This window comes from Bradyrhizobium erythrophlei (assembly GCF_900129425.1).
In the GTDB taxonomy this organism is placed as follows: domain Bacteria; phylum Pseudomonadota; class Alphaproteobacteria; order Rhizobiales; family Xanthobacteraceae; genus Bradyrhizobium; species Bradyrhizobium erythrophlei_C.
Genome location: NZ_LT670817.1, coordinates 8409569 through 8430155 on the forward strand (window position 1 = coordinate 8409569; position 20587 = coordinate 8430155).

Annotated in this window: 22 protein-coding genes and 1 pseudogene; 12 read left to right on the top strand and 11 right to left on the bottom strand. The window is 60.1% G+C overall.

Annotated elements, in window-relative coordinates; translation table 11 throughout:
- The first annotated feature begins 120 nt into the window (after positions 1-120).
- Together B5527_RS39990 and B5527_RS39995 are read left to right on the top strand one after the other, a co-directional pair.
- Positions 121-1707 (top strand): AMP-binding protein, encoded by a 1587-nt coding sequence (locus B5527_RS39990; RefSeq protein WP_079606395.1) that lies wholly within the window; start codon positions 121-123, stop codon positions 1705-1707.
- A gap of 150 nt (positions 1708-1857) precedes the next feature.
- Entirely contained in the window at positions 1858-3594 is a 1737-nt protein-coding gene (locus B5527_RS39995; protein ID WP_079606396.1) for an amidohydrolase, read from the top strand.
- Positions 3595-3734: 140 nt separating this feature from the next.
- On the opposite strand, the gene B5527_RS40000 is transcribed toward B5527_RS39995, so the two are convergent.
- Positions 3735-4832 (bottom strand): HD-GYP domain-containing protein, encoded by a 1098-nt coding sequence (locus tag B5527_RS40000; protein ID WP_079606397.1) that lies wholly within the window; start codon positions 4830-4832, stop codon positions 3735-3737.
- Between the two features lie 709 nt (positions 4833-5541).
- Here B5527_RS40000 and B5527_RS40005 point away from each other — a divergent pair.
- Both B5527_RS40005 and B5527_RS40010 read left to right on the top strand, forming a co-directional pair.
- Positions 5542-6792 (top strand): tyrosine-type recombinase/integrase, encoded by a 1251-nt coding sequence (locus B5527_RS40005; RefSeq protein WP_079606398.1) that lies wholly within the window; start codon positions 5542-5544, stop codon positions 6790-6792.
- Positions 6793-6794: 2 nt separating this feature from the next.
- Positions 6795-7280: a hypothetical protein gene (locus B5527_RS40010; protein ID WP_154072783.1), complete on the top strand. Its 486-nt coding sequence runs from the start codon at positions 6795-6797 to the stop codon at positions 7278-7280.
- Here B5527_RS40010 and B5527_RS40015 read toward each other — a convergent pair.
- The 6 genes from B5527_RS40015 to B5527_RS40040 form a co-directional block, all read right to left on the bottom strand.
- Positions 7273-7647, bottom strand: a complete 375-nt coding sequence (locus B5527_RS40015; protein WP_154072784.1) for a hypothetical protein — start codon at positions 7645-7647, stop codon at positions 7273-7275. The two genes, B5527_RS40010 and B5527_RS40015, sit on opposite strands and share 8 nt — an antisense overlap.
- The gene (locus B5527_RS40020; RefSeq protein WP_197689249.1) at positions 7644-9368 is read right to left on the bottom strand and encodes a DNA polymerase; all 1725 of its coding nucleotides are present in this window, start codon (positions 9366-9368) and stop codon (positions 7644-7646) included. The genes B5527_RS40015 and B5527_RS40020 overlap by 4 nt, the downstream gene beginning before the upstream one ends.
- A 2-nt stretch (positions 9369-9370) precedes the next feature.
- Positions 9371-9991, bottom strand: a complete 621-nt coding sequence (locus B5527_RS40025; protein ID WP_079606402.1) for a hypothetical protein — start codon at positions 9989-9991, stop codon at positions 9371-9373.
- A gap of 86 nt (positions 9992-10077) precedes the next feature.
- Positions 10078-10479 (bottom strand): hypothetical protein, encoded by a 402-nt coding sequence (locus B5527_RS40030; protein WP_079606403.1) that lies wholly within the window; start codon positions 10477-10479, stop codon positions 10078-10080.
- A 109-nt stretch (positions 10480-10588) separates the two neighbouring features.
- Entirely contained in the window at positions 10589-11242 is a 654-nt protein-coding gene (locus B5527_RS40035) for an MT-A70 family methyltransferase (protein ID WP_079606404.1), read from the bottom strand.
- Complete coding sequence (locus B5527_RS40040; RefSeq protein WP_079606405.1) at positions 11229-11492, bottom strand: hypothetical protein; 264 nt, start codon at positions 11490-11492, stop codon at positions 11229-11231. The genes B5527_RS40035 and B5527_RS40040 overlap by 14 nt, the downstream gene beginning before the upstream one ends.
- 1067 nt (positions 11493-12559) lie before the next feature.
- Between B5527_RS40040 and B5527_RS40045 the strand changes: the two genes are divergently transcribed.
- From B5527_RS40045 to B5527_RS40065, 6 genes are all read left to right on the top strand, one after another.
- A complete protein-coding gene (locus tag B5527_RS40045) occupies positions 12560-13099 on the top strand; it encodes a hypothetical protein (RefSeq protein ID WP_079606406.1) in 540 nt (179 codons plus the stop codon).
- Complete coding sequence (locus B5527_RS45045) at positions 13096-13263, top strand: hypothetical protein (protein WP_154072785.1); 168 nt, start codon at positions 13096-13098, stop codon at positions 13261-13263. Before B5527_RS40045 ends, B5527_RS45045 begins: the two co-directional genes overlap by 4 nt.
- A complete protein-coding gene (locus B5527_RS40050) occupies positions 13263-13640 on the top strand; it encodes a hypothetical protein (RefSeq protein WP_079606407.1) in 378 nt (125 codons plus the stop codon). Before B5527_RS45045 ends, B5527_RS40050 begins: the two co-directional genes overlap by 1 nt.
- A gap of 153 nt (positions 13641-13793) precedes the next feature.
- Complete coding sequence (locus B5527_RS40055; RefSeq protein WP_154072786.1) at positions 13794-14624, top strand: hypothetical protein; 831 nt, start codon at positions 13794-13796, stop codon at positions 14622-14624.
- A complete protein-coding gene (locus tag B5527_RS40060; protein WP_079606409.1) occupies positions 14621-14827 on the top strand; it encodes a hypothetical protein in 207 nt (68 codons plus the stop codon). Before B5527_RS40055 ends, B5527_RS40060 begins: the two co-directional genes overlap by 4 nt.
- Entirely contained in the window at positions 14820-15611 is a 792-nt protein-coding gene (locus B5527_RS40065) for a hypothetical protein (protein WP_079606410.1), read from the top strand. Before B5527_RS40060 ends, B5527_RS40065 begins: the two co-directional genes overlap by 8 nt.
- Before the next feature lie 107 nt (positions 15612-15718).
- Here B5527_RS40065 and B5527_RS40070 read toward each other — a convergent pair whose 3' ends face one another.
- Genes B5527_RS40070 through B5527_RS40080 form a run of 3 tightly spaced genes read right to left on the bottom strand, consistent with a single transcriptional unit; the run spans position 15719 to position 18476 of the window.
- Complete coding sequence (locus B5527_RS40070; RefSeq protein WP_079606411.1) at positions 15719-16207, bottom strand: hypothetical protein; 489 nt, start codon at positions 16205-16207, stop codon at positions 15719-15721.
- Positions 16208-16210: 3 nt separating this feature from the next.
- On the bottom strand, positions 16211-17449 hold the full coding sequence (locus tag B5527_RS40075) for a HEPN domain-containing protein (RefSeq protein WP_079606412.1): 1239 nt from the start codon (positions 17447-17449) through the stop codon (positions 16211-16213).
- A gap of 37 nt (positions 17450-17486) precedes the next feature.
- A complete protein-coding gene (locus tag B5527_RS40080) occupies positions 17487-18476 on the bottom strand; it encodes a hypothetical protein (protein ID WP_079606413.1) in 990 nt (329 codons plus the stop codon).
- 93 nt (positions 18477-18569) lie between these two features.
- On the opposite strand from B5527_RS40080, the gene B5527_RS40085 reads away from it, so the two are divergent.
- Positions 18570-18785, top strand: coding sequence for a hypothetical protein (locus B5527_RS40085; RefSeq protein ID WP_079606414.1), 216 nt, complete (start codon positions 18570-18572; stop codon positions 18783-18785).
- Positions 18786-18809: 24 nt separating this feature from the next.
- Positions 18810-19655 (top strand): toll/interleukin-1 receptor domain-containing protein, encoded by an 846-nt coding sequence (locus B5527_RS40090; protein WP_079606415.1) that lies wholly within the window; start codon positions 18810-18812, stop codon positions 19653-19655.
- Positions 19656-20295: 640 nt separating this feature from the next.
- On the opposite strand, the pseudogene B5527_RS46985 reads toward B5527_RS40090, so the two are convergent.
- Positions 20296-20559: pseudogene (locus B5527_RS46985) on the bottom strand (SOS response-associated peptidase); the annotation flags it as partial.
- Between the last annotated feature and the right edge of the window lie 28 nt (positions 20560-20587).

Consider the following 20587-nt stretch of genomic DNA (forward strand, 5'->3'; position numbering starts at 1 on the left):
GGATGCTCGGCACAAGGTCGGGCATGACGACGCAGGATTTGCTCGCCGCGCCATCCGGTGGCAGACATGGTCCCGAATAAAAATACCAAAGCAGCCGGTAAAGGCTGCGCGGGAGGATCAATGGCGGATTCACAGGACGCGCCGGGCGTGGTGGGGCCGTTCGCGGGCCTCGACGTGCCGTGGCTGCTGCGGATGCGCGCCGAGAAGCGCCGCGATCATCCGTTCCTGATCTGGGCGCCGTTCGATGCGCCGGCGCGGATCTGGACGTACGGCGAATTTCACGAACGCGTTGGCGCGCTCGCCGCGGGCCTTGTCGCGCGCGGCATCAAGCCCGGCGAATTCGTACTGATCCATCTGGATAATTGCGTCGAGGCCGTGCTGGCCTGGTTCGCCTGCGTTGAACTCGGCGCCATCGCCGTCACCACCAACACCCGCTCGGCGCCGGCGGAGATGGAATATTTCGCCGGTCATTGCGGCGCGGTGGCCGCGATCACGCAACCTGCCTATGCCGAGATGATCTCGGCGCATTGCCGCAACCTGCGCTGGATCGCGGTGATCTCGCACGATGCCGGCGCCGCGCCCGCCTACGGCGCGCCGCAGCGCAGCGACAGTTTCGAGGCGCTGTTCGCCGACAGCGCCGACCGGCCGCGCCGCGCCGTCGATCCCCTGGCGCCATGCAGCGTGCAATATACTTCCGGCACCACATCGCGCCCGAAAGCGGTGCTGTGGACCCACGCCAATGCGCTGTGGGGCGCCAAGGTCAACGCCTCGCATCAGGACTTGCATCAGGGCGACGTGCACCAGACCTATCTGCCGCTGTTTCACACCAATGCGCTGGCCTATTCGATGCTGGCGAGCCTGTGGGTCGGCGCTTCCTGCGTGATTCAGCCGCGGTTTTCCGCAAGCCGGTTCTGGAGCGTGGCCTTGGAGCACGGCTGCACCTGGACCTCGACCATCCCGTTTTGCATGAAGGCGCTGCTGGAGCACGAGATCCCGAAGCAGCATAAATTCCGGCTATGGGGCACGGCGGTGTGCGACCCGCCGGCCTTTGCAGCCTTCGGCATCAAGATCATCGGCTGGTGGGGCATGACCGAGACCATCACCCACGGCATTATCGGCGAGGTCGACCAGCCCAACACGCCGATGTCGATCGGCCGCGCCGCGGCCGAATATTCCCTCCGCATCACCGATGATGACGGCGCACCGACATCGGTCGGCGGCACCGGCAATCTCCTGATCAAGGGCATTCCCGGGCTGTCGCTGTTTCGCGAATATCTACACAACGAGAAAGCCACCCGCGAAAGTTTCGACGAGCGGGGTTATTTCATGACCGGCGATCGCGTCACGCTACTGGACAACGGTTTCATCAAATTCGGCGACCGCGCCAAGGACATGCTGAAGGTCGGCGGCGAGAACGTCGCGGCCTCCGAGATCGAGCAGGTGATCGCGGTGGTGCCCGGCGTGCGCGAGGCCGCGGTGGTTGCGAAAAAGCATCCGATGCTCGACGAGGTGCCGGTGGTGTTCATCATCCCGCAGGCGGGCGTCGAACGCGCGCCGCCGGACCTGCGCGACAACGTCATGACCGCCTGCCGCAGCGCGCTGGCCGACTTCAAGGTGCCGCGCGAAATCCGCTTCGTCGACGAGATGCCTCGCTCGACGCTGGAGAAGGTGGCGAAAGCCGAATTGCGGAAGCTGCTGGGGCAATGAACAACACATCAGCGTCGTTTGACGCTTCCCCCGTCATTGCGAGCGCAAGCGAAGCAATCCAGAGAGCGACAAAGCAAGTCTGGATTGCTTCGTCGCTTTGCTCCTCGCAATGACGGCTGTCTAACAGGATTTCATAAGGAAACTGGCGGCATGTTGAGCCTCGAGTCACGATCCAACCAGGAAACGCCAACCAAACGATTGGCCTTTGGCAAAGCGCTGGCGGTTTTCGCAAGCCTGGGCCTCGCTTTGGCGGCGAACTCCGCCTCGGCGCAAACCGCCGACACCGTGCTGTTCAACGGCAAAATCCTCACCGTCGACAAGGATTTTTCGGTCCGGCAGGCATTGGCGATCGGGCACGGCCAGGTGTTGGCGTCGGGCACGTCGGTCGCAATGAAGAAACTCGCGGGCGACAAGGCGAAATTGATCGATCTCGGCGGCCGCATCGTGATTCCCGGGCTGACCGACGGACACATTCACGGCATCCGCGCCGCGCTGACCTTCGGCACCGAGGTCAATTGGATCGGCGTGCCGACGCTGAAGCAGGCGCTGGAAAAAATTCGCCAAGCCGGCAAGAGCCAAAAGCCCGGCTCCTGGATCGTCGTGGCCGGCGGCTGGACCGAGGAGCAGTTTTCGGAGAAGCGGCGGCCGACCGCGCGCGAGGTGACCGAAGCGGCGCCGGACAACCCGGTCTACATCCAGCATCTCTACGACTGGCTGTTGCTGACGCCGAAGGCGATGGAGGCGCTGAACATTCACCAGGATTCCGACGTCACCCCCGGCGGCAAGCTGGAGCGCGACGGCGACAACCATCCCACCGGGGTGGTCATCGGCAACGGCAACACGCTCGGCAAGATCTTCGACCGCCTGCCGAAACCGACTCTTGACCAGCAGGTCGACGGCTCCCGCAAATTCTTCCGCGAAATGAACAGTCTCGGGATTACCGGCATCGTCGATGGCGGCGGGGTCAGCATGTATCCCGCCAACTACCAGGCCGTGTTCAAGCTGTGGCACGACAAGCAGCTGACGCTGCGCATCGCCTATCATCTGTGCGCGCCGAAACCGGGCAGCGAACTGGCGGATCTGCAGAACCTGACGCAGCTGCTGCCGCAAGGGTTCGGCGATTCGATGCTGCACTTCAACGGTCCCGGCGAAATCCTCGTCTGGGCCGACTGGACCGACGGCGATATCACGCCCGACGGCAAGGCCAGGCTGGCGGAGCTGCTGCGCTGGGCCGCCTCCAAAGGCTACACCATCCAGCTGCACTGGAACCCGGACCGTACCGTGCACGACCTTCTCGACGTCATCGAAGACATCAACAAGGATTATCCGGTTCACGATCTCCGATGGACCGTGCTGCATCTGTACAACGCCTCGGAGGACAATCTGAAGCGGATGAAATCGCTGGGGCTGATCTGGGGCGTTCAGGACGGCCTGTATTTTGGCGGCGAACGTTTGCAACACGACGTCGGCGTCGAGCCGGCGCGGCGGTTGCCGCCGATCGCGACCGCCTTGCGGCTCGGGCTCACCGTGTCCGGCGGTACCGACGCGCACCGGGTGTCGTCCTACAATCCGTTCGTGGCGCTGCAGTGGTATCTCGACGGCACCACGATCAGCGGCGTCAAGACCCGCGGCGAGGCGGAAGCCCCGAGCCGCCGCCAGGCGCTCGAGATGTACACGCGCAATTCGGCGTTCATGGCCAATGACGACGACAAGCGCGGCACGCTGGAGCCCGGCAAGTTCGCCGACCTCGCGGTACTGTCAGCGGACTATCTGACGGCGCCGGTGGGCGAGATCGGGAAAATCAGATCGCTGCTGACGATGGTCGGCGGCAATGTGGTCTACGCGGCGCCGCCGTTCGCGGATTTGGCATCCGGCACTGGTCATTAACCCCGTCATTGCGAGCCACCGGGTCGGCGCGAAGCGCCGCCCGATGACAGGCTCCGCGAAGCAATCCATGAAGCCACGAAGAAAGAATGGATTGCTTCGTCGCTTTGCTCCTAGCAATGACGGCGGGACGGCGGCCCCGGTCAATACGATCCAAACGCCACCGGGCGAAAGGCCTGCAGCAAATGCTGGTCGAGCTTGCCGCCCATCTGTTCCATGGTCGCGAACGCCTTGGCGTGCGTGAACGGCAGCCGGTAGGCACGATTCTCCACCAGCGCCGCATAGATGTCGACGATCGTTGTCAGCCGTACGATGTCGCTGATCCGGTCGCCGTGCAGGCCATTGGGATATCCGGTGCCATCAAGCAGTTCGTGATGGTGCAGCACCACATCCAGCATCTCCGGCGGAAAGCCGCCTTCGGCTGCGAGGGCGTCATAGCCCAGACGCGGATGCTTGCGGATGACGCTCATTTCCTCGTCGCTGAGCTGTCCCGGCTTGTCGAGTATCGCCACCGGGACGAACGCCTTGCCGACATCGTGCAAAAGCGCGGCGCGCGCCACACGGCGCTGGTCGTCCTCGCGCATGCCGAGATGCTGCGCGTAGGCAACGGCGAAACCGGTGACAAACAGGCAGTGGCGATAGCTCCCGGAGTGATGGCGGCCGACGGTCGCCAGCCAACTACGCAGCGAGGATTGCTTGATGGCCCTGAGAATCCTGGTCTCGGCTTTCAAAATGTCGCTGAATGTCAGCGGGATTCCCGCCGGAAGCTTCTCGAAGATCCTGACCATCACCGCATGCGCGGCGGCAATGCCCGTGTTCAGGGCCTCGCCGCCTTCCGTCAAGTCGAATCCGCTGCTGTCCGGAAATGCCGAGCGGATGCGCTGCAGAATGCTTTCGACATCGAACGGCCGCGATATCGTATCCGTTGCGCCCAGCGCCCAGGCCTGCATCGACCCATGGTGGAGGGAGTCCGCGAGAACGAACAACCGCGGCATCGAGCGGTAAGCCTCCCCGCGCAGCTTGCTGCGAACCCGCTGGACGCTCTCGGCGGATCGCAGATTGATGTCGACCACCATCCCGGCGAAATGACGGGCCGGGGCGTCGGGAATATCCGACGTCGAGATGCGGTCGACCTCACCCACGGATTGCAGAATGCTGGCTAGTTCGCTGCTCTGATCGCTCCGGTCCGATGCCAGGAGCAGCCGGCGCTTGGACGAAGACTGGTGGGCGAGAGCTGTCATAAATCCTCATTGGCTGGCTGATGTGGCCGACAACAAGGATTACCCGATAACGGGTTCCCCGGGGCTTAAGGGGCGATGTCAATGCGAGCCTATTGCGGTCGCTAAAAATTTAGCGATCGCGATGGGCATGACGCTGGCATCACTACCTGATGCCGTCGTTGCGAGCGCAAGCGAAGCAATCCATTTGACGTTGTGGAAATCCTGATTCAATCTCCAACAGCAAATGCGCGTCCACATTGGTGGGCATGCAGATTGGCCTATCAACGTCATTGCGAGCGCAGCGAAGCAATCCATTTCGCACGGCGCCGGGACCAAAGCTGGATTGCTTCGTCGCAAGTGCTCCTCGCAATGACGTGGTGACATTTCGATTCAAATTTCAAACAGCAGATACACGTCCGCCATCCCGCGGCACGATTTTGCCCGGGGTTTGCGTGTCGTTGTCCCTCGAAAAGAGGGAGCAGGGAATGCCGGATGCGCGCTGCACCCGCGGTCCCGTGTGCAAAAGGCAGAAGAAAATGCACACGAGCATACAGGGCAGCGGAGGCGATCCGACATTCCCTGCGCAAGGGAAAATAATGATGCGTATGGAATTGCAGAGAGGTGCATGGAATCTCTAAGCCATTGATTTATCGATAATAGTGTCCATCCTATGCCATATAGCTTTCTTGGCATTCCCACACACCATCGGGACAAAACGGGGGACACGATTATGGCACGCAAGGTTCGTCACAGCGCTTTGGAGAGCCGGAGCGCTCGCCTGAAACTGGCGGTTCGCCGCAAACCATACAGCGGCCCTTCGCTCGCGCGCGGCGTCTCGCTGCTCTACCGACGTAACAAGACCAGCGGCTCGTGGGTGGTTAAGGCCAGCGACGGCCATGGCGCGTACTGGACCAAAGTAGTCGGGACCGCGGATGACTATAGCGATGCCGACGGCAAGAACGTGCTGGATTTTTTCCAAGCGCAGGGGGTTGCGAAGCACCTCGCGCGAGGCGACGATAGTGCTGGCGAGAGTGCAGCGATCACGGTCGACGGCGCGCTCAAGGACTACAAGCGCGATCTCGAAGCGCGCAATGCCAACCCCTACAACGCTGAATCGCCCCGCGTGCATTTGACCAATGTGCTGCTCGCCAAGCCGGTGCAACTGCTCAATGCACACGAGCTGAAAAAATGGCGTGACGGCCTGCTCGGCAAGCTCGCGCCTGCCACGGTGAACCGAGTCTGCAGATGCCTTTGCGCGGCCCTGGAATTGGCGCGAAAGCACGACGAGCGGATTCAGAACCGCCAAGCGTGGGAAGTCGGGCTGGCCGGGCTTCCGAATGCGCAGGAGGCGCGCAATGTCATCCTATCCGACGACAAGGTACGCGCGTTCGTGGCCGCCGCCTATGTTGATGATGACAAGCTCGGGCTGGTGGTCGATGTATTGGCCGTCACCGGCGCAAGACCATCGCAGGTCGTTCGGCTGCGGGTCGAAGACCTGCACGATCACCCGGTCCGACCGAAACTCATGATGCCGAAATCCGCCAAAGGCGGCGGCCGCAATCGCAGTCAGAAGAAGCATGAGCGCTATTCGGTACCGATCACACTGCAGCTCGCGACGAAACTGCGTGAAGCCGCCAAAGGTCGCGCTGGCACTGAGCAGTTGCTGACCCAAAGCGCCGGCAACCCGTGGGACGACAATCCCGGTCAGCGCTATCACCGCCGCATCGACAAGATCGTCACCGAGATCGGACTGGACCCTGCCGTGGTGACGATCTACGCCTTGCGGCACTCAAGCATCGTTCGAATGCTGCTGCAGAACATTCCGATCAGGCTGGCTGCATCACTGCACAACACGAGCGTCGCCATGATTGAAAAGACCTATTCGAAGTACATTACTGAACACAGCGACGACATCTCTCGCAGGGCGTTGCTGCAGCATGAGCCGCCAACCGGCGACAATGTCGTCGCGTTGGCGAGCTGATCATGGCCCGGAATCGAAAGCGTCAGCCGCAGCATCCTGCGCAAGAAGGAATGCGCAGGACGTTGGATCAGCTCGAAAAACTATCGAACTCACTAGTTTTCCGCGAGCTTCGCGAAAGGCCGCCGAAGTCGAATCCCGAGCTAGAGGAGCGGATACGCAGGATCTCGGAGTCGCCGTCCATTAAAAGGCTGCGCGAACAGCTGCTTGTATTGCTCGGGAAACCCGATGAACCGGCTCCGCCGTCCAAGAAAAGGAAGCGGGCCCCCGGTGCCGGACGGCCGCCCACGCTGACCGAGGAAGAAATTGAGCGGGGTATTAAACTGCTGTTCAGCGCAAAAGTAATGCTGAGCGAGGTGCCTATTAGTCCAAAGCGAGCCTGCGGACTGCTACGGGAAGCTGGTATTGGCGTCAGCGTGAGCGATCTCACGCTGCGGCGGCGGATTATCAACGCGGCTCGGGATCGGCTGCGTGGGAAGCTCGTCAGCTAGGTGCGACGACCGCCACCAGCGGCGATTTTCGCACGCGACGTTCCACGCGGATCAGCCCCAACTGCTCCAACTCAGATAACGCCATGGATTTCGCCCAGCGGTTAACGCCTTCGATGTTATTTGGTAGCGGAAACGGTCGCCCACGACATTGTCCATGCCTTTGCAGCACTCGGAGGGCCACGCGATAGGTCGCAATATGGCGGGCCCCACTCAATCTCTCGATCCACTGCTGCGGGAACATGACAAAACGCTGTCGCCGCTTCTTGTCAATCATAGAGTCGATTCGGCGTGCGGCATCAGGTTCGAACTCGGGTCCGAGCCGGCACTGCTTGAGCAGGTCCAACTCGGGATCGTATTCCTCGTTCACGCCTTCAGCTTCCATTGATCGACCGATGGGATCAGGCCGACAACCCGGTCCCACATGACTTGCCCACGCGGATCGACGTAACGATTGGGCCAACGCGTGATAGAGACATCGACCCCGACCTCAAATCCGGCGAGTACGATTCTAGACGCCTCGATCATGGCTTCCCGCGTGATCTCGACTTGTTCGTCCAGGGTATCGATCCGCGCGTAGATCATCAGTGCATCGTGGACAAGCGCAGTTACCTGAACACCTCGCTCGGCGGCCAAGCAGCAGGCGAGCCGCAACATTTCGCTACCATTGCCCTGCATCGGGAAGTTTCGAAGTGAGCGCGGATTGTAGTCCTGTCCGACCTGAATCTGCCAGCCGAAGACAGTCTGTAGCCGGCCAGCAAGGACGGCAGTATCGACGGCGGCGTCTGACCAGCGCCAGAAGGTCTTGTAAGTTTGCCGATGGGCTTCCAGAAGCCCACGTGCGACGATCTTCGGCTGGCCGATCTTCATCGCCAAACCCTGCTCTCCCATGGCGTACTGCACACCAAGAACGCACTGCTTATAAAGTTCTCGGACAGGGCCATGCGTCGCTTTCGTAGCATCGGCAGGCACAGCATTCGCTTGCTTGGCAAATGTTAGATAACAGTCCCCCGACCGGTAAGCCTGCTGCATCGCCGCGTCACCACTCAGAGCGGCGGCAATCCCGAACTCTTGTTGCCGATAATCGAGGTAGACGACGGCATGTTCCGGCTGGGGCTTGATCAAGCCACGTACCCAAACACTCGGCCCGAAGATGTATCTGGAGTTAGACGGCTGGTTGCGGCCGGTGCGAGCGCGGAAAGCGCTCAACAAACATCGATTGCGGCCGTCCCCACCGACCGAGAGATCATTGAGCCGCAAACCGGCGAGACTGTTGCGCAGCTCGCGCAGTGGGGAAACCTGCGGGTAACCTTTCGCCTGCTGGCGAAACGTTTCATCACTCAGATCGAGTTGTCCGCTTTCGAGCGTGGGCCAGGGAATCCCTTGAGCCACCAGCCAACGCGCGAAACGGGCCATCTTGAACGTGCGGCCATCATAGACGCCATAGTCGCGATCAATGGATTCGATCAACCGGTCCTGGATTCCGGTCCAATGGTCGCGCAACAGCGTCAGCATGTCAGTATCGATGGGCGTGCCGTTGAACTCGACGGCCGAGACCGCACACATATACCGCCCGCGTAGCAGCGCACGCGGCAAATCGATAAACGGCTCCATGACCGGAAGCAAACGCTTCAGCGCGATTACATCGGATTCGCAATAGTCGAGGATTTCTTGCCGAGTGAACCGCCCGGACCAACTGCCGGTCCCGATCGCCTCCTGCAGCTCTTTCTTTCCGACCGCATCCATGATGGGCAGGCCGAAATGGGTAAGCGCCCCGATCATGCTGTAGCCAGCGCGGACCGGGAGTCCGTTCGTGAGATTGCGAAACTCGACGAAGAGATCGAGCACGCGCTCGGGCATTGGCCACCCGAGCGCGCGATAGCAGCCCCATTCGGCGCTGCTGTAATATGCGACGGACAAAACACCCGCCCCCGTCGCAAACGGCGGATGTTTGCCGAATCCATCTTGCCAGATGCGGAGTGTCCGACCGCTGCGTACCTCGTGGGCGACGCAGCAGACCGGAATCGGCTGGCCGCCCACGGGAACCTGGAACTCGAAATCGATCAGTACGATTTCGCGAAAGGCGGACAACACTAGATCAGACCGCGCAAACGCTTGACCACAGGATGGTCGAGTTCCTGAATGATGTGATCGCGGAAGGCGATCTTGATCAGGTCCCAATAGTCCAGATCGGCAGGCCATTCCGGTTCGACCGTCTGGTTCGCCGCTTCATAGATGTCGTAAGCGCCCAGGCTCTTGTTCCACTTCTGGCGGACCCACGTTTCCTTCGCCAACTCGGCGGCCTCGCGAGCCGAGCGCCACGCATCGAAATCCTTTCCGTCGGCATCGGGCAGCCGTACCGGCCAGAAAAAGATGACACCCTGTTTGTTGGTGGCCAAATACAACGTTGCGCTGACGATCTCGCTCGCCAACTCAGGGGCCAACTTGGCGACCACAAGATACTGTTCGTTATCGTCCTTCAGCTGAATCAGCGGAAAGTTCTCGCAGAAGCCCGCGCCGGCGTGAACGCGAACGAAGTCCTGCGAATTCGGTTTGCGCACCGGCACCGTCGTGATCAATTTTTTGACCGCAGTCGTATCCGCAAAAGACTGGCTGAGCCGGAGGTTCTCGGGAGAGAACGGGTCCATCGGCTTCTCCGCCTCCGTGCCGGTGGGGTTGTCCATCGATTCGCTGGTGCGCTTCTTGGCAGTCATTATTTGATGTCCTTCTAGATTGTAATGGAATGTCCGTGCCGGCGGCCTGGTCCTCTGGGGGCCAAGACGCCGGCATGTGTGTCGCGTTAAGCGATCTTGCGCTTTTTGCCGGCGCGGCGATCGCGAGATTGGAACGGGCGATTAGCGCGACGTTTGTGGCGGGCGGCAGAGACAGCGGCCGCACGTGATTTGCGCGTGGGCGCAGTTGTGCCGACACTGGCGACCGGGTCATCGGGGCCCTTGCTGGTCACCATGAGCGGCGCGCCATCGCCAATGTTATGAACCGTCAGCAAGAGCATTCCGCCGCGAAAGCAGATGAGCTTGCTGACTGGATCAAAGCCGGCATCCACAAGGAGCCGGCACATTTCCGACACGGGACGGTTCGCGCAGGCGTAGAGGCCGGCCACCGCGCAGTGGCAGCCAGTCGCACCGACCAATTCGGCGCGAATCGTGCGGGCTTGTTTCGCCCGACGTTCAGGTTTATGCATTTAGACTTACTCCGATCTTTAGCTGGTTGGAGGTGGAATAACCGGCGCGGTAACGCCGGGAGTAGAGGGCCGCCCATGGGCGGCCCAATTCTTGTGAGCCTGCGTTTGCTTAAGGAGCCGCCGCCAGTGCGTTCTGGGTCTCGCAGTCCAAAATGGGGTCGTGATTGGCACGGCCGGTGACCGACGAGAATTTCTCGACCTCGTCGCCCCAAGAGTCCCAGCCCTCGCGCTTTTCGCGCGCGAACACATCCGCCCGACGCAGGCCCGGCGTCTTCTTTTCGATCATGTTGTAGAACTCATCCGGCTTGCGCGAATGCTCGCGCCGGACACCGTCGAAGCAAGACGGCAGACCGAAACAGGGCGGCTTGCCGACCGTCCCAAGCAGGATGGTCTCGTGACAGCTGCGCGCCCAATACCCGGTGCCCCACTGCATCTTGCCGTTGCACGAGACCTTCCGCCACGCAAAGTGGGCCGCGTAGGTAATGCCCCACGCCTTCAGGGTTGCGATCGCTTCATCAAGCAGCGGGCCGGTCGTCCAAAGATAGACGACGGCATCATCCTTCAGCAGCTCGCGCACCGGCAGCTCCATGATCTCGGTGAGAGTCATGACGCGATAGTGCATTGATGCCGACTTGCCCTGGCCCTTCGGGCTGCGTGTCTTGAACGGCCACGGCGGATCGATCACCACCACGTCGTAGCTGCGCGCCACGAGCGGATCGAAGAACGATACGGCTGTCGTATTGATTGCACTACGCAGCAGCATCGGAACCCGCCGTCGTCTTTTCGCGTGCTTCACAGGCCGAGCGCCAACGCTTAGCGGCTTCGCGCGAGATCAGCACGCGCGTGCCGACACGGAACGTCTTGGGCATGAGGCCGAGCGCCTTGAACTTATAGAAGCTCTGGATCGAGAGGCCGTGACGCGCGCAGAACTGCGCAATGGAATAGGCGTCGAGGTCAGCGTCATCCGGCGCGCCGGGACGCTTGCGGCTGGTGTTCTCGCCGCGTTTCAACATGGTTCTAGTCCTCCTTGCATGGAATCAGATGCGAAGAGGATCGGACTGAACCGCGCTGAACTAAATGCAGTTGTTTGTCGAAATTAGATTGTCTGCTTATTTTGAAAAAATGCGCACTTGCCAGCCGCAGAACAGGAAGTGAGTCCCGATGGCCGCCCCACTAGCGCGGTGCAAGCATGCCGCACGGTACTGTTTGTTGTACCGGCATGTCTGTTTGTCACACCACCATACGGGCCCTTCTAATATATCTATATATATGGGTGGGTATGAACCGAGTTCGCTTGGGCTGTGATCGTGTGAAGTCGAGCATCGAACTGCAGGCACAGTGCGGACGCCGGGCGGATGCATTCCTTCGCATCGCCGATTCGGTCGGAGTCGCGTGGACGATCTCGGTTCTTGCAGCATTAGAGAATCGCACTAATAATGATCACGCGATGTGCGTTATCAATCGATGCTGCGAAGCTAGCGCTGCGCGAGCGATGCAGGACAAGGTGGCCAGCGGCTGTGTGAAGCTATCAGCTCAACTCTGCTGCGAGAGCCGCGACGAAACCCGCCACCAGCAAGGCGGTGACGGTCACCGTGACCAAGTCGATGGACCAGGGATGGTTGCCGCCACCCACGACGTCCAGTGCCCCGATTGGTTCTGTCTTGATGTGCGTGCAGGCGCATGCAGCGGTCTGCGTCGTGCGGCGTATCTGGGAGATTCCAGATGCACGACGGCAAGGTCCCCTGCGCCTACGCAGGATATCACCTTCATGGCGCTGACCATAGCGATGCCAGTCGCGACGGCCGTGGCGCTGATAACCGCGACCGCGGTGATCACCCCAGCAAGCGGATTCGCCGAGCGGTGGCCATCACGCAGGCGGGTGCGGGGATGGTCACCATCTCAAGGGCGATCGCGAACAAAGTTCGGCGGCACCGGCGACGAAAATCGGCAGCTTAGGCTTCCGCGCAGATATCGCTCGGGTCCTTCCCGGCCGGGGGTCTAGGACGGGTAGCGCCCGCGCTCAACCCATCGCTAGGTTTGACAATCACCAAGGGCCAACATCTGTTTTTTCGAGGAGAAAATGTACGAATACAGTCTGAATAGACTCGCTGGCATGCTCGGTGTTGACCGGCAGACGTTGGTGCGCGCACTGGCTGGCACGTCGCCGGATGCCGGAACCGATAAGAAGCCGCTGTTCCGGGTCGCGACGGCATCGGACGCGCTTGCGCGTCACCGTGTGAAGCCTGATGGGCGTCTCGGTACGGACGGCAACTCCGCCACGGCCCAGCTTACAGCCGAGCGTGCCCGTCTTGCCCGCGAGCAGGCGGAGGCGGTCTCGCTCAAGAATGCGGTGACGCGGGGCGAGCTTGTCCGCCTCGCCACCGTGCAGCGGGGCGCGGAGACCATCTTCGCGGCGTTCCGCGAACGCTGCTTGTCGATCCCCGGCAAGATCGCGGCGGTCTGCGAGATGCGTTCACGCAGCGAGGTCGAGGAGACCGTGCGAGCTGAGATTCACGAATGTTTGGAGGAGCTGAGCGGGCCGATCCTCCCCGGTGATGGAGTCTCGTGGGTAGGCGAGATCGATGCAGTGGACGATGAAGACGAGGAGATCATCCAATGACAGACGACAGGAAGTCGCTCGCCGCCGACAATCAGATCGTCGGCTTTCGGGTTGGCCCCGACGGCCGCGTGGATACGCTTGACTTGGTTGAGGTGCGTGCCTTGATCGACAGCGCTATCCGCGCGGCGATGGATCAGGCGCTCCGAGAGCGGACGGTGCATTGATGTCCGGCGAGCGTAACGACATCCTGCGCGAGGTTCGTCGGCAGCTCGACCGTTTGGACAACCTCGCGCCCGGCGGCGATTGGGTTGATGCGTTCGTCGAGCATGACTGCATCGGCACAGATGAGGCTGCGTTTATTGCCGACGCGTCGCGGCAAACGATCCGCCGCCACGCCGCCGAAGCTGCAGCCGCTGGTCGGCCGATTGGCGTCTGCATCGCGCGGTCAGTCTGGTTGATCTCGCTGCGACGGCTGCTCGACTGGATTGAGCAAAACGATGGTCTGCCCGCGCTCGTCGCTGCAGAAGCCCGCGCGAAAAAACGCTCTTTTGAGCGAGGCGCATCAAAAATCGTTCCGAATGAGCGCGCGGCAACAGGCTGATGTCTACGCATCGTCATCGCGTCAGCGTACTATTGCTGCATGAAACTCCCCGTATTCCGTAAGAGCCAAATGGACAAAATTGAAAGCGTCATCGCGTCGCTTGCGAAGCGCGGTGACCAACTTGCCGAGAAGCGCATCGCTGCCCAGAAAGCCTTGGGCAAGGCGATCAAGGCACGGCAGGAGGCGCTCCTGTCGGGCGATCTCGACGATCAGCGCGCGCTCGACAAGTTGCAGGGCACTGTCGATAGCGCCAAGTCGGCGCTGTCGGGCATCGAGGATGCGCTCGGCCTTCTGGCCCAGCAGAAGGCGGAGGCCGAGGCTGGACTCGCGGCCGAACGCGACCGCGCCGAACGCGCGAAGGTCTCGGATGAGATCAACGCCGCCGTCAGCGACATCGAGAAGCGTGTCGAGCCGACGTTGTCGGCCATGCGCGAGATCGCGGAAAACCTGATGGCGCTGGATCACCTGAGTTTCGAAATTGGGCAGCTTGGCCGCCATCTCTCGGGCGTGGCTGGAGAAGCCGAGATCGCTTTCGCGTTCGTGGTCCCCGACGTTCGCCGGATGGTGGGTGCAGTGAAAGACGGCAGCGCGGCCATCCCGCTCCGCCCGAAAGCCCCGCCGGTCCCCGTGCCTGAGCCGGTCGCGCCGACCATGACCGTGTTCATGCTGCGGTCGGCAAACTACCGCGACCATGACGGCCGCAAGCGGTTCGCCGGGCAGTATGAAGATGCCATGATGCCGGTGCCGACTGCACAGCGGGCATTGCGCCATGGCGCGGCGGTGCCGGTGACCGACCCGCGCCGCGCCCAGCTCCGTGGTGCGCGGGGCAGCGACTACCGTCCGCTTGCGCCCGATGTTGTCGATCTTGACGCCATCGAGGAACCCAAGGGTGTGCCCTACGTCGTTTCCGATCCTGCCCTGCGCGAGGCCAACTTCACCGTGATTGATCGCGGTCCCGCCCGCGCGCTGAAGGTGACGCCGTGAAGGCCGGACCGCCGGGCTGGGAGCCGCACAAAACCTCGTTTCGCGTGGACGGCTGGATTATCGATCCCCACGACGAGGATCGCATCCCTACCGTCGTTGCGGAGATGATCGCCCGGGCAATGCCGCAGCTCGGCGACGACACCGTCGCCGATATTCGCGCGCGCATGTACGCCCGCCACAGGAAGGTGCTCGGCCATGACTGAAGGAATTCCGGCTGATGAGGTCCCCGAGCAGCTTGCCGCCTCTCCAGCCGGAACGGTGACCGCTGCTGGCGTCGGAGTTGGCAACACCGACGACGGCGGCGGTCACGAGGGGGTTGATGAGTACGACACGCTGCTCGCCGTGCTCGGCCGCTCCCATGACGACGATGAGCGCATCGCGGTCCACGAAGCTGGGCACATCGTTGTTGCCCGCCTGCTTGGGCATCCGTTGGGCGGCGCGACGGTAGACCCCGGTCCCGGCTATGAGGGCCGGGTGTGGGGCGAAGGCCACGTCGAGGCGTTCACGAATGGTCGTGGCGACGCCTCGCACGTTCGGGAGGCAATTGCTCCGTTGATGCCCAAGCCGGGTGAGGATCGCGGTTCGGTCGCTGATGTCTTCGGGAGTGTGTATGATCAGTGCGTTGAGCTGATGGCTGGTCGGGCCGCTGAACGGATGCTGTTGGAAGGGGAGCCCGGCACGCCCGTCGATGACCTCCGGCAGGCGCGCGAACTGGCGATGCTGATCTGCACCAGCGAGAAGTCCATTGAGACGTTCATCGCGCACTGCGATGTTGCCGCGTGGGATTTGTTGTTGCCTTACGGCGATGTCGTGACGGCGTTGTGCATTGTGTTGCGGATCAAGCGGACCTTGGACGGCGCAGAGATCGACAAGATCATTGCGGACTTGGAGGCCCGTAAGGCTGTGGCGGTCGAGCATCGCCACCGCGCCGATTGGCGTAAGCGGGTGTCGTCCGCCAATAGCTTTCAGGCGGGATGGGCGGAATAGGCCACAAGATTGCGGTGAGCATCGATCCCTTCGGGGCGGTCGGGGGGGGAGTCGGGAGAGCGCTACATAGCAAACCCCACCCATTTTGAACGTTTGTTTTCAAAGACTTACCGAGCGGCATAACCGTTAAGTCTGAAATCTGCACGATCAGCCGGTGACCGGCGAGAAAAGTAACGGTCAACCTGATTGGCAAGCGAAAATTCTCTCGTGTCGATCAGGTCGCTGTCTACAGGCCTGACTCTGGCAGACGGCTGCTCATCTACAAAAATCAGGAAGTCCGGGGCGCGTCCAACCTCATCCAGGGCTTCCAATAGTAGGACACCCTCAACAATAATCGGCCGATCTCCCCGCGCCGTCATGCATCGGCCCAGATCAGCGACGCGCCGGGCAACGGGGCCAGCGACCACGGTCTGCACCAAAAACAGGTCGAGGTGGATGGCAGGCATCCCAAGTTGCCACGCGAGCCAATTAGAAAGGCTCGTTTTGCCGACACCCGCTTTTCCGTCGATACCAAAAAGAAGAGGCTTGCGCTCAGGGCCGAGCGCACCCTGCACCTCAATCAGAAGGGTTTCATATTCTGCCGAAGCGATCTTCAATTCTCATTTTCCACTGTGAGGGCTCTCGACGGTGCTTTCACGCGATTGAAGTTCCAAAACGTTCCAGTCCGGCTTCGCGCCTATTTCGAAGAGACTGCGTAACAGCCGTCTATATATGTCCGAGCACTCTTCGACGAGCTGGGCGTTTTTGGCCTGCTCGTCGGGTTTCATGCTACCCCCATGCGTAGCTTTGCTTCGAAGGTTATAAAGCGCACTAACTTTTCGCCTGACGGCTTGTCGCCCTTCAATTGCTCCACCAATTGCTTGAGCGGTCCGAACAGCCACTTTCCAACTTATCGCTGTATAACTTTCGCTCTCGCCACTGACGGCGATCTCAAACGCAAGCGCAAGGTCAAGAATGCGATCAATTAAAAACGTTCGACACCTGCTAAGCACGAAACGATTCATCGACCGCTTTAAATCAGACTGGCACTTCGGAGGAAGCGCGAAGAATTGTCGAGTGTCTGCTAAAATCGTTTGGGGCTCGACTCCGACGGCGGTACTGATTCGCGGGGCGATTTCTGAGAAAGTCCACGACAACGTGTTTTCCCACGCAGATATTTCCAAATCCTCGTCCTCGTATTCAAACCAGTAGCCGAACGCCAACGGGCTACCAACCGATGCGGCTTCAAGCAGCGTCCAAAAGTTGATCGCTTCGCCCTGTAGCCGTTCAAATTCCAGAAAGGGCGAGTTATCTCTGCCTATGTGGGGAAAGTTCGGCGCATCGAGAACAAATGCCGCTCCTGGGATATCGAAGAGGTTGGTCGATAACCATACAGCCTGACCATAAAGCTGCCTTGAGCGATTTGTTATATACTTTTTCATGTAGGATTCGCTCAGCGCATCAAACGGCAACAGTCGAGCAGACTCGGACAGTCGGATTTCTTCGTCGATTGACACGCCCCAAACGGCGCACTTAAAGCATCCATCAGCCGAACGCACCGACAATAAACGCAGTAACCAGTCTGCTGCTCCGGCAACGTCATGCATGGCCCGATTGAATAATGGAGGTGCGAGGCCACCTGAGCTGATTATTCGTCCGCCGTTGGCGGTGAACAATACATGGCCCTCCACCTGCTTGTAGGCTTTACACTTACCGACTGCCTCGGCAACCGGGCGGAAGACTTTCCCATCAGGAGAAGGACGCCCCAACAGCGAATGGTGCGATGTCTCCGCTTCATATGCGGATACGACAGACTGGAGTGTTGACATCAGTGCTTCACGGTCGGAATCTATTTTCATCTCAGCTCCTGACATCCCGCACCGTCAACTAGAATTCCTATCGCTCAGCCTTTGAGCTGTTCGCCACCTCTCCGATGAAGAGATAGGTGTGGATCACTGCCAATCGCGCCTCTTGCTCCGACACGTCAACATGAACCCCTTTGCAGGTCTTCTCGTAGATCGCATCGAGTCGCGCCGCGAGGTGCTCAATACCCGAAGCGATGATTTCTTGAGAACTCGCGCCTTGCCGCTCAGCCATATAGGCCAATAGCCGATTTTTGTATTGCTCAACGCCAACCTTTCTAGCCTTACCGCGTCCGTCTATCCACTCCATGTCTCTCGCAGGAAAAATGGAATCGGCTACGGTCATCAAAAGTCTTCTGCACGTGGTCAGCGCGGCCGTTCGAGACTCTGCTGATTTGTCAGCCATCCGTTCGTTGATAGCAATTAATTGCTCGGCACCTTTCGGACAGTGCGCCCTGACAAACGAGTCAACATCGCCTCTAGCGCTTTCAAATATATCCTGCGCGACATCTCCGAGTTCGATGGCGAGAAACATATCCGTCGCGTAACTGTGAATCCCCGACCTGAGCGAGACTAGAAGGGACTTGGTTTGCCTGTATTGATCGGCCAATTTTTGCTGCATGTTAAGCTGGCTGACGACGAAAGCTTCAGTGGCATTTTTTACAAGAAAATTCTCGATCACTTGCGGCGTGCTTCCCGGCTTTTGGAATGAATTCACTCTCGCTTCGTTAGAACGACAGTTCGCTTCTATTTCTGGCAGGCTGGCGGACCAATATGAGTCGTCTGAATTCAATCTTCCACCGGCCGTAGCATATTGCCGACACGTTCCGAGCGTCCTAAAATTAAACTTCTCGGGATATCCTCGCGTTTCCAAGTCAAGCCACTTCTGCGCATCCGCGTCTCGCATTAGGCGTGCTAGACGCTTCGCCTTCATCAAGATTCCCTCAACCGGAGCAACGGCGCCTTCGAGATCGTCGAGAAGCGAAATAGCAACCCGCCTAGTTTCATTTATTTTTGCGGACATACCTCAGTCGCCTTTCCGGTCTCGCTGGCTGTCCTTGACTCGACAAGAACATAATGAGAACATGCGGGCCTCGACTACCACGGAACCGCTTCAATGTCCAAGGCAAGCGCACCCAATCCACAACCCGACGTGGAGTGGCTGGAATCGGCGGCCGATCAGGCAATCGCAGCGTGCGGTGGCGATGCACGCGAAGCTGTGAAGGCGTTGCTTGTTGCGAATCAATTTTTAGAAGCGGAGATTGAGGCGAATGTCTCGCGGGGTTACTTGCGCGGCGTTCGACACGGAAGATTCAAAACGTACTCCGGTTGAGCGCTGGAAACACGGTGTCTTGTAATGGCGTCCCTGCACGAGTATTTTTTGAAAGACGGATCGACATACCTCCGGCACAATCAACAGTGGACCATGAATCTACCTGATGGCACTTTGAGCCCTGAAGTCACGGCGACGCTGTGCATGGACTTTCAGGCAAACTCCAAGTTTGTTTGGTTCTATATACCCGACATTGCGGGTGTCGATTGTCCTGAAATATTGCTGCTAAATAAATTGGACGAAATCCTAGATTGGCCTCGCACAAATGTCGGTGTGACAGCAGGTTTTGCAGGCGAACAAACGCACGGGACTGACCTGGCCTTTACGGGTAGGATCACATTCTACTCGGAACGACCTGTCCGCGAGGAACACAAGGAGCAAATGACACGTGAGGCTCGAAGCTTCGGCCACCATCTCACGTTTCGAAGCATTGAACATAGGGACATGCGCAACAAGTTAGAACGACCGATGGCATTCATTTCCCATGACAGTCGTGACAAAGAGCTGATAGCCGGCCCGCTAGCGATACAGCTTCAGAAATTCATGTGTCCGGTTTGGTATGATGATTTTTCGTTGAAAGTGGGAGACAGCTTGCGTGAAAGTATTGAAGCTGGCCTCAAGGAATGCCCAAAGTGCATCCTGGTGCTAACACCCAATTTCTTGAGTAACGCAGGTTGGACCAAGCGTGAGTACGACTCGATCTTCACAAGAGAAGTCGTCGAAAAAGAAAAACTAATCTTGCCTGTTTGGCACAACGTTGGACGGGACGATGTTTTCAAATACTCGATGATCTTAGCCGACCGCGTCGCCGCCCAATGGTCTCTCGGTGTCGAAGAGGTTGGGCGGCGGTTAGTAAGAGCGCTTACGTAAACGATAATCGCCGCTGCGCTTTTGAGCGATCCGGGCGCTCGATCGCTTCAAAATGCGGTCCGGCTATCACTGCGCGCTCAATCTGCTCGGGCAATGATACCAGCCAAACACGCCTTCAAGACTCGATCATCGCCGCCGTCACGTCGCTAGGATAGCAAAGCGGCGCTGCACCGCCCGGGCGCGAATATGCGCTGCGGCCGCCGCACGTGCTGCCATTCCGCGCGGTGTCATCGGGACATGCGCAGGGCCTCCCCCCGGCGTGATACTGATCCCGGCTCGCTTGGACGATGATCGCCGCGATGGCGGCGGCGGTCAGGACGGTCTCGACCTTGCGCTCGGTATCAGGCGCGGCAGGCTTGTCGGGCAACGCGGCCTTGGAAGGCGTAGCCCCGCCAGAAGCGTTTGGGGCTGTCGTCGATAGCCCATTAAAGACTACTGGCTGCGCCAATGCGGACGGCGCAAAGCTCAGGGGCGCGCTCTGGCGGCCTACCGAGTAGGCCCCAAATGCCGTCAACCCCAAAAGAACGAATACCGCCCTAACCCTCATTGGCTCCGTTCAACCGCAACGCAGGACAGCGTGCAAGCTGTGCGAGGCCGCCGCCCTTACGGATTTTTGTAACTGAATGTTACAGCGCCAAGCGGGGCTGAGGACGGGTTTTGACTTCGTGCCCCGGTCGCCTTGAATTCGGTCGAGATGCCAGCAAACGCCGCGAGCGGTCGGTCATCGTTGAGCGCGAATCAGACCACGTCTATCTTTTGGTCTCCGGGTTGGCTCCGGCGCATATTCGGCGAAGCTGTTGGCCGGGACGAGACATCGGTTCTCCGGCTTTAGCCACGACGAGGTGTTGCGGATGTTCGTGACTGGCGCGCCGCCCATGCGCGGCGCTGGCGGCATGCGGGTTCGGCCCCTATGAATGGGCCGCAACCGATAT

What these genes read in the sequence shown, in the direction of transcription:
- B5527_RS40030 (WP_079606403.1), bottom strand. Translation starts at nt 10,479, where the DNA reads ATGCATAAACCTGAACGTCGGGCGAAACAAGCCCGCACGATTCGCGCC.
- B5527_RS39990 (WP_079606395.1), top strand. Translation starts at nt 121, where the DNA reads ATGGCGGATTCACAGGACGCGCCGGGCGTGGTGGGGCCGTTCGCGGGC.
- B5527_RS39995 (WP_079606396.1), top strand. Translation starts at nt 1,858, where the DNA reads ATGTTGAGCCTCGAGTCACGATCCAACCAGGAAACGCCAACCAAACGA.
- B5527_RS40075 (WP_079606412.1), bottom strand. Translation starts at nt 17,449, where the DNA reads ATGAAAATAGATTCCGACCGTGAAGCACTGATGTCAACACTCCAGTCT.
- B5527_RS40085 (WP_079606414.1), top strand. Translation starts at nt 18,570, where the DNA reads ATGTCCAAGGCAAGCGCACCCAATCCACAACCCGACGTGGAGTGGCTG.
- B5527_RS40065 (WP_079606410.1), top strand. Translation starts at nt 14,820, where the DNA reads ATGACTGAAGGAATTCCGGCTGATGAGGTCCCCGAGCAGCTTGCCGCC.
- B5527_RS40000 (WP_079606397.1), bottom strand. Translation starts at nt 4,832, where the DNA reads ATGACAGCTCTCGCCCACCAGTCTTCGTCCAAGCGCCGGCTGCTCCTG.
- B5527_RS45045 (WP_154072785.1), top strand. Translation starts at nt 13,096, where the DNA reads ATGACAGACGACAGGAAGTCGCTCGCCGCCGACAATCAGATCGTCGGC.
- B5527_RS40080 (WP_079606413.1), bottom strand. Translation starts at nt 18,476, where the DNA reads ATGTCCGCAAAAATAAATGAAACTAGGCGGGTTGCTATTTCGCTTCTC.
- B5527_RS40005 (WP_079606398.1), top strand. Translation starts at nt 5,542, where the DNA reads ATGGCACGCAAGGTTCGTCACAGCGCTTTGGAGAGCCGGAGCGCTCGC.
- B5527_RS40025 (WP_079606402.1), bottom strand. Translation starts at nt 9,991, where the DNA reads ATGACTGCCAAGAAGCGCACCAGCGAATCGATGGACAACCCCACCGGC.
- B5527_RS40035 (WP_079606404.1), bottom strand. Translation starts at nt 11,242, where the DNA reads ATGCTGCTGCGTAGTGCAATCAATACGACAGCCGTATCGTTCTTCGAT.
- B5527_RS40050 (WP_079606407.1), top strand. Translation starts at nt 13,263, where the DNA reads ATGTCCGGCGAGCGTAACGACATCCTGCGCGAGGTTCGTCGGCAGCTC.
- B5527_RS40040 (WP_079606405.1), bottom strand. Translation starts at nt 11,492, where the DNA reads ATGTTGAAACGCGGCGAGAACACCAGCCGCAAGCGTCCCGGCGCGCCG.
- B5527_RS40090 (WP_079606415.1), top strand. Translation starts at nt 18,810, where the DNA reads ATGGCGTCCCTGCACGAGTATTTTTTGAAAGACGGATCGACATACCTC.
- B5527_RS40010 (WP_154072783.1), top strand. Translation starts at nt 6,795, where the DNA reads ATGGCCCGGAATCGAAAGCGTCAGCCGCAGCATCCTGCGCAAGAAGGA.
- B5527_RS40045 (WP_079606406.1), top strand. Translation starts at nt 12,560, where the DNA reads ATGTACGAATACAGTCTGAATAGACTCGCTGGCATGCTCGGTGTTGAC.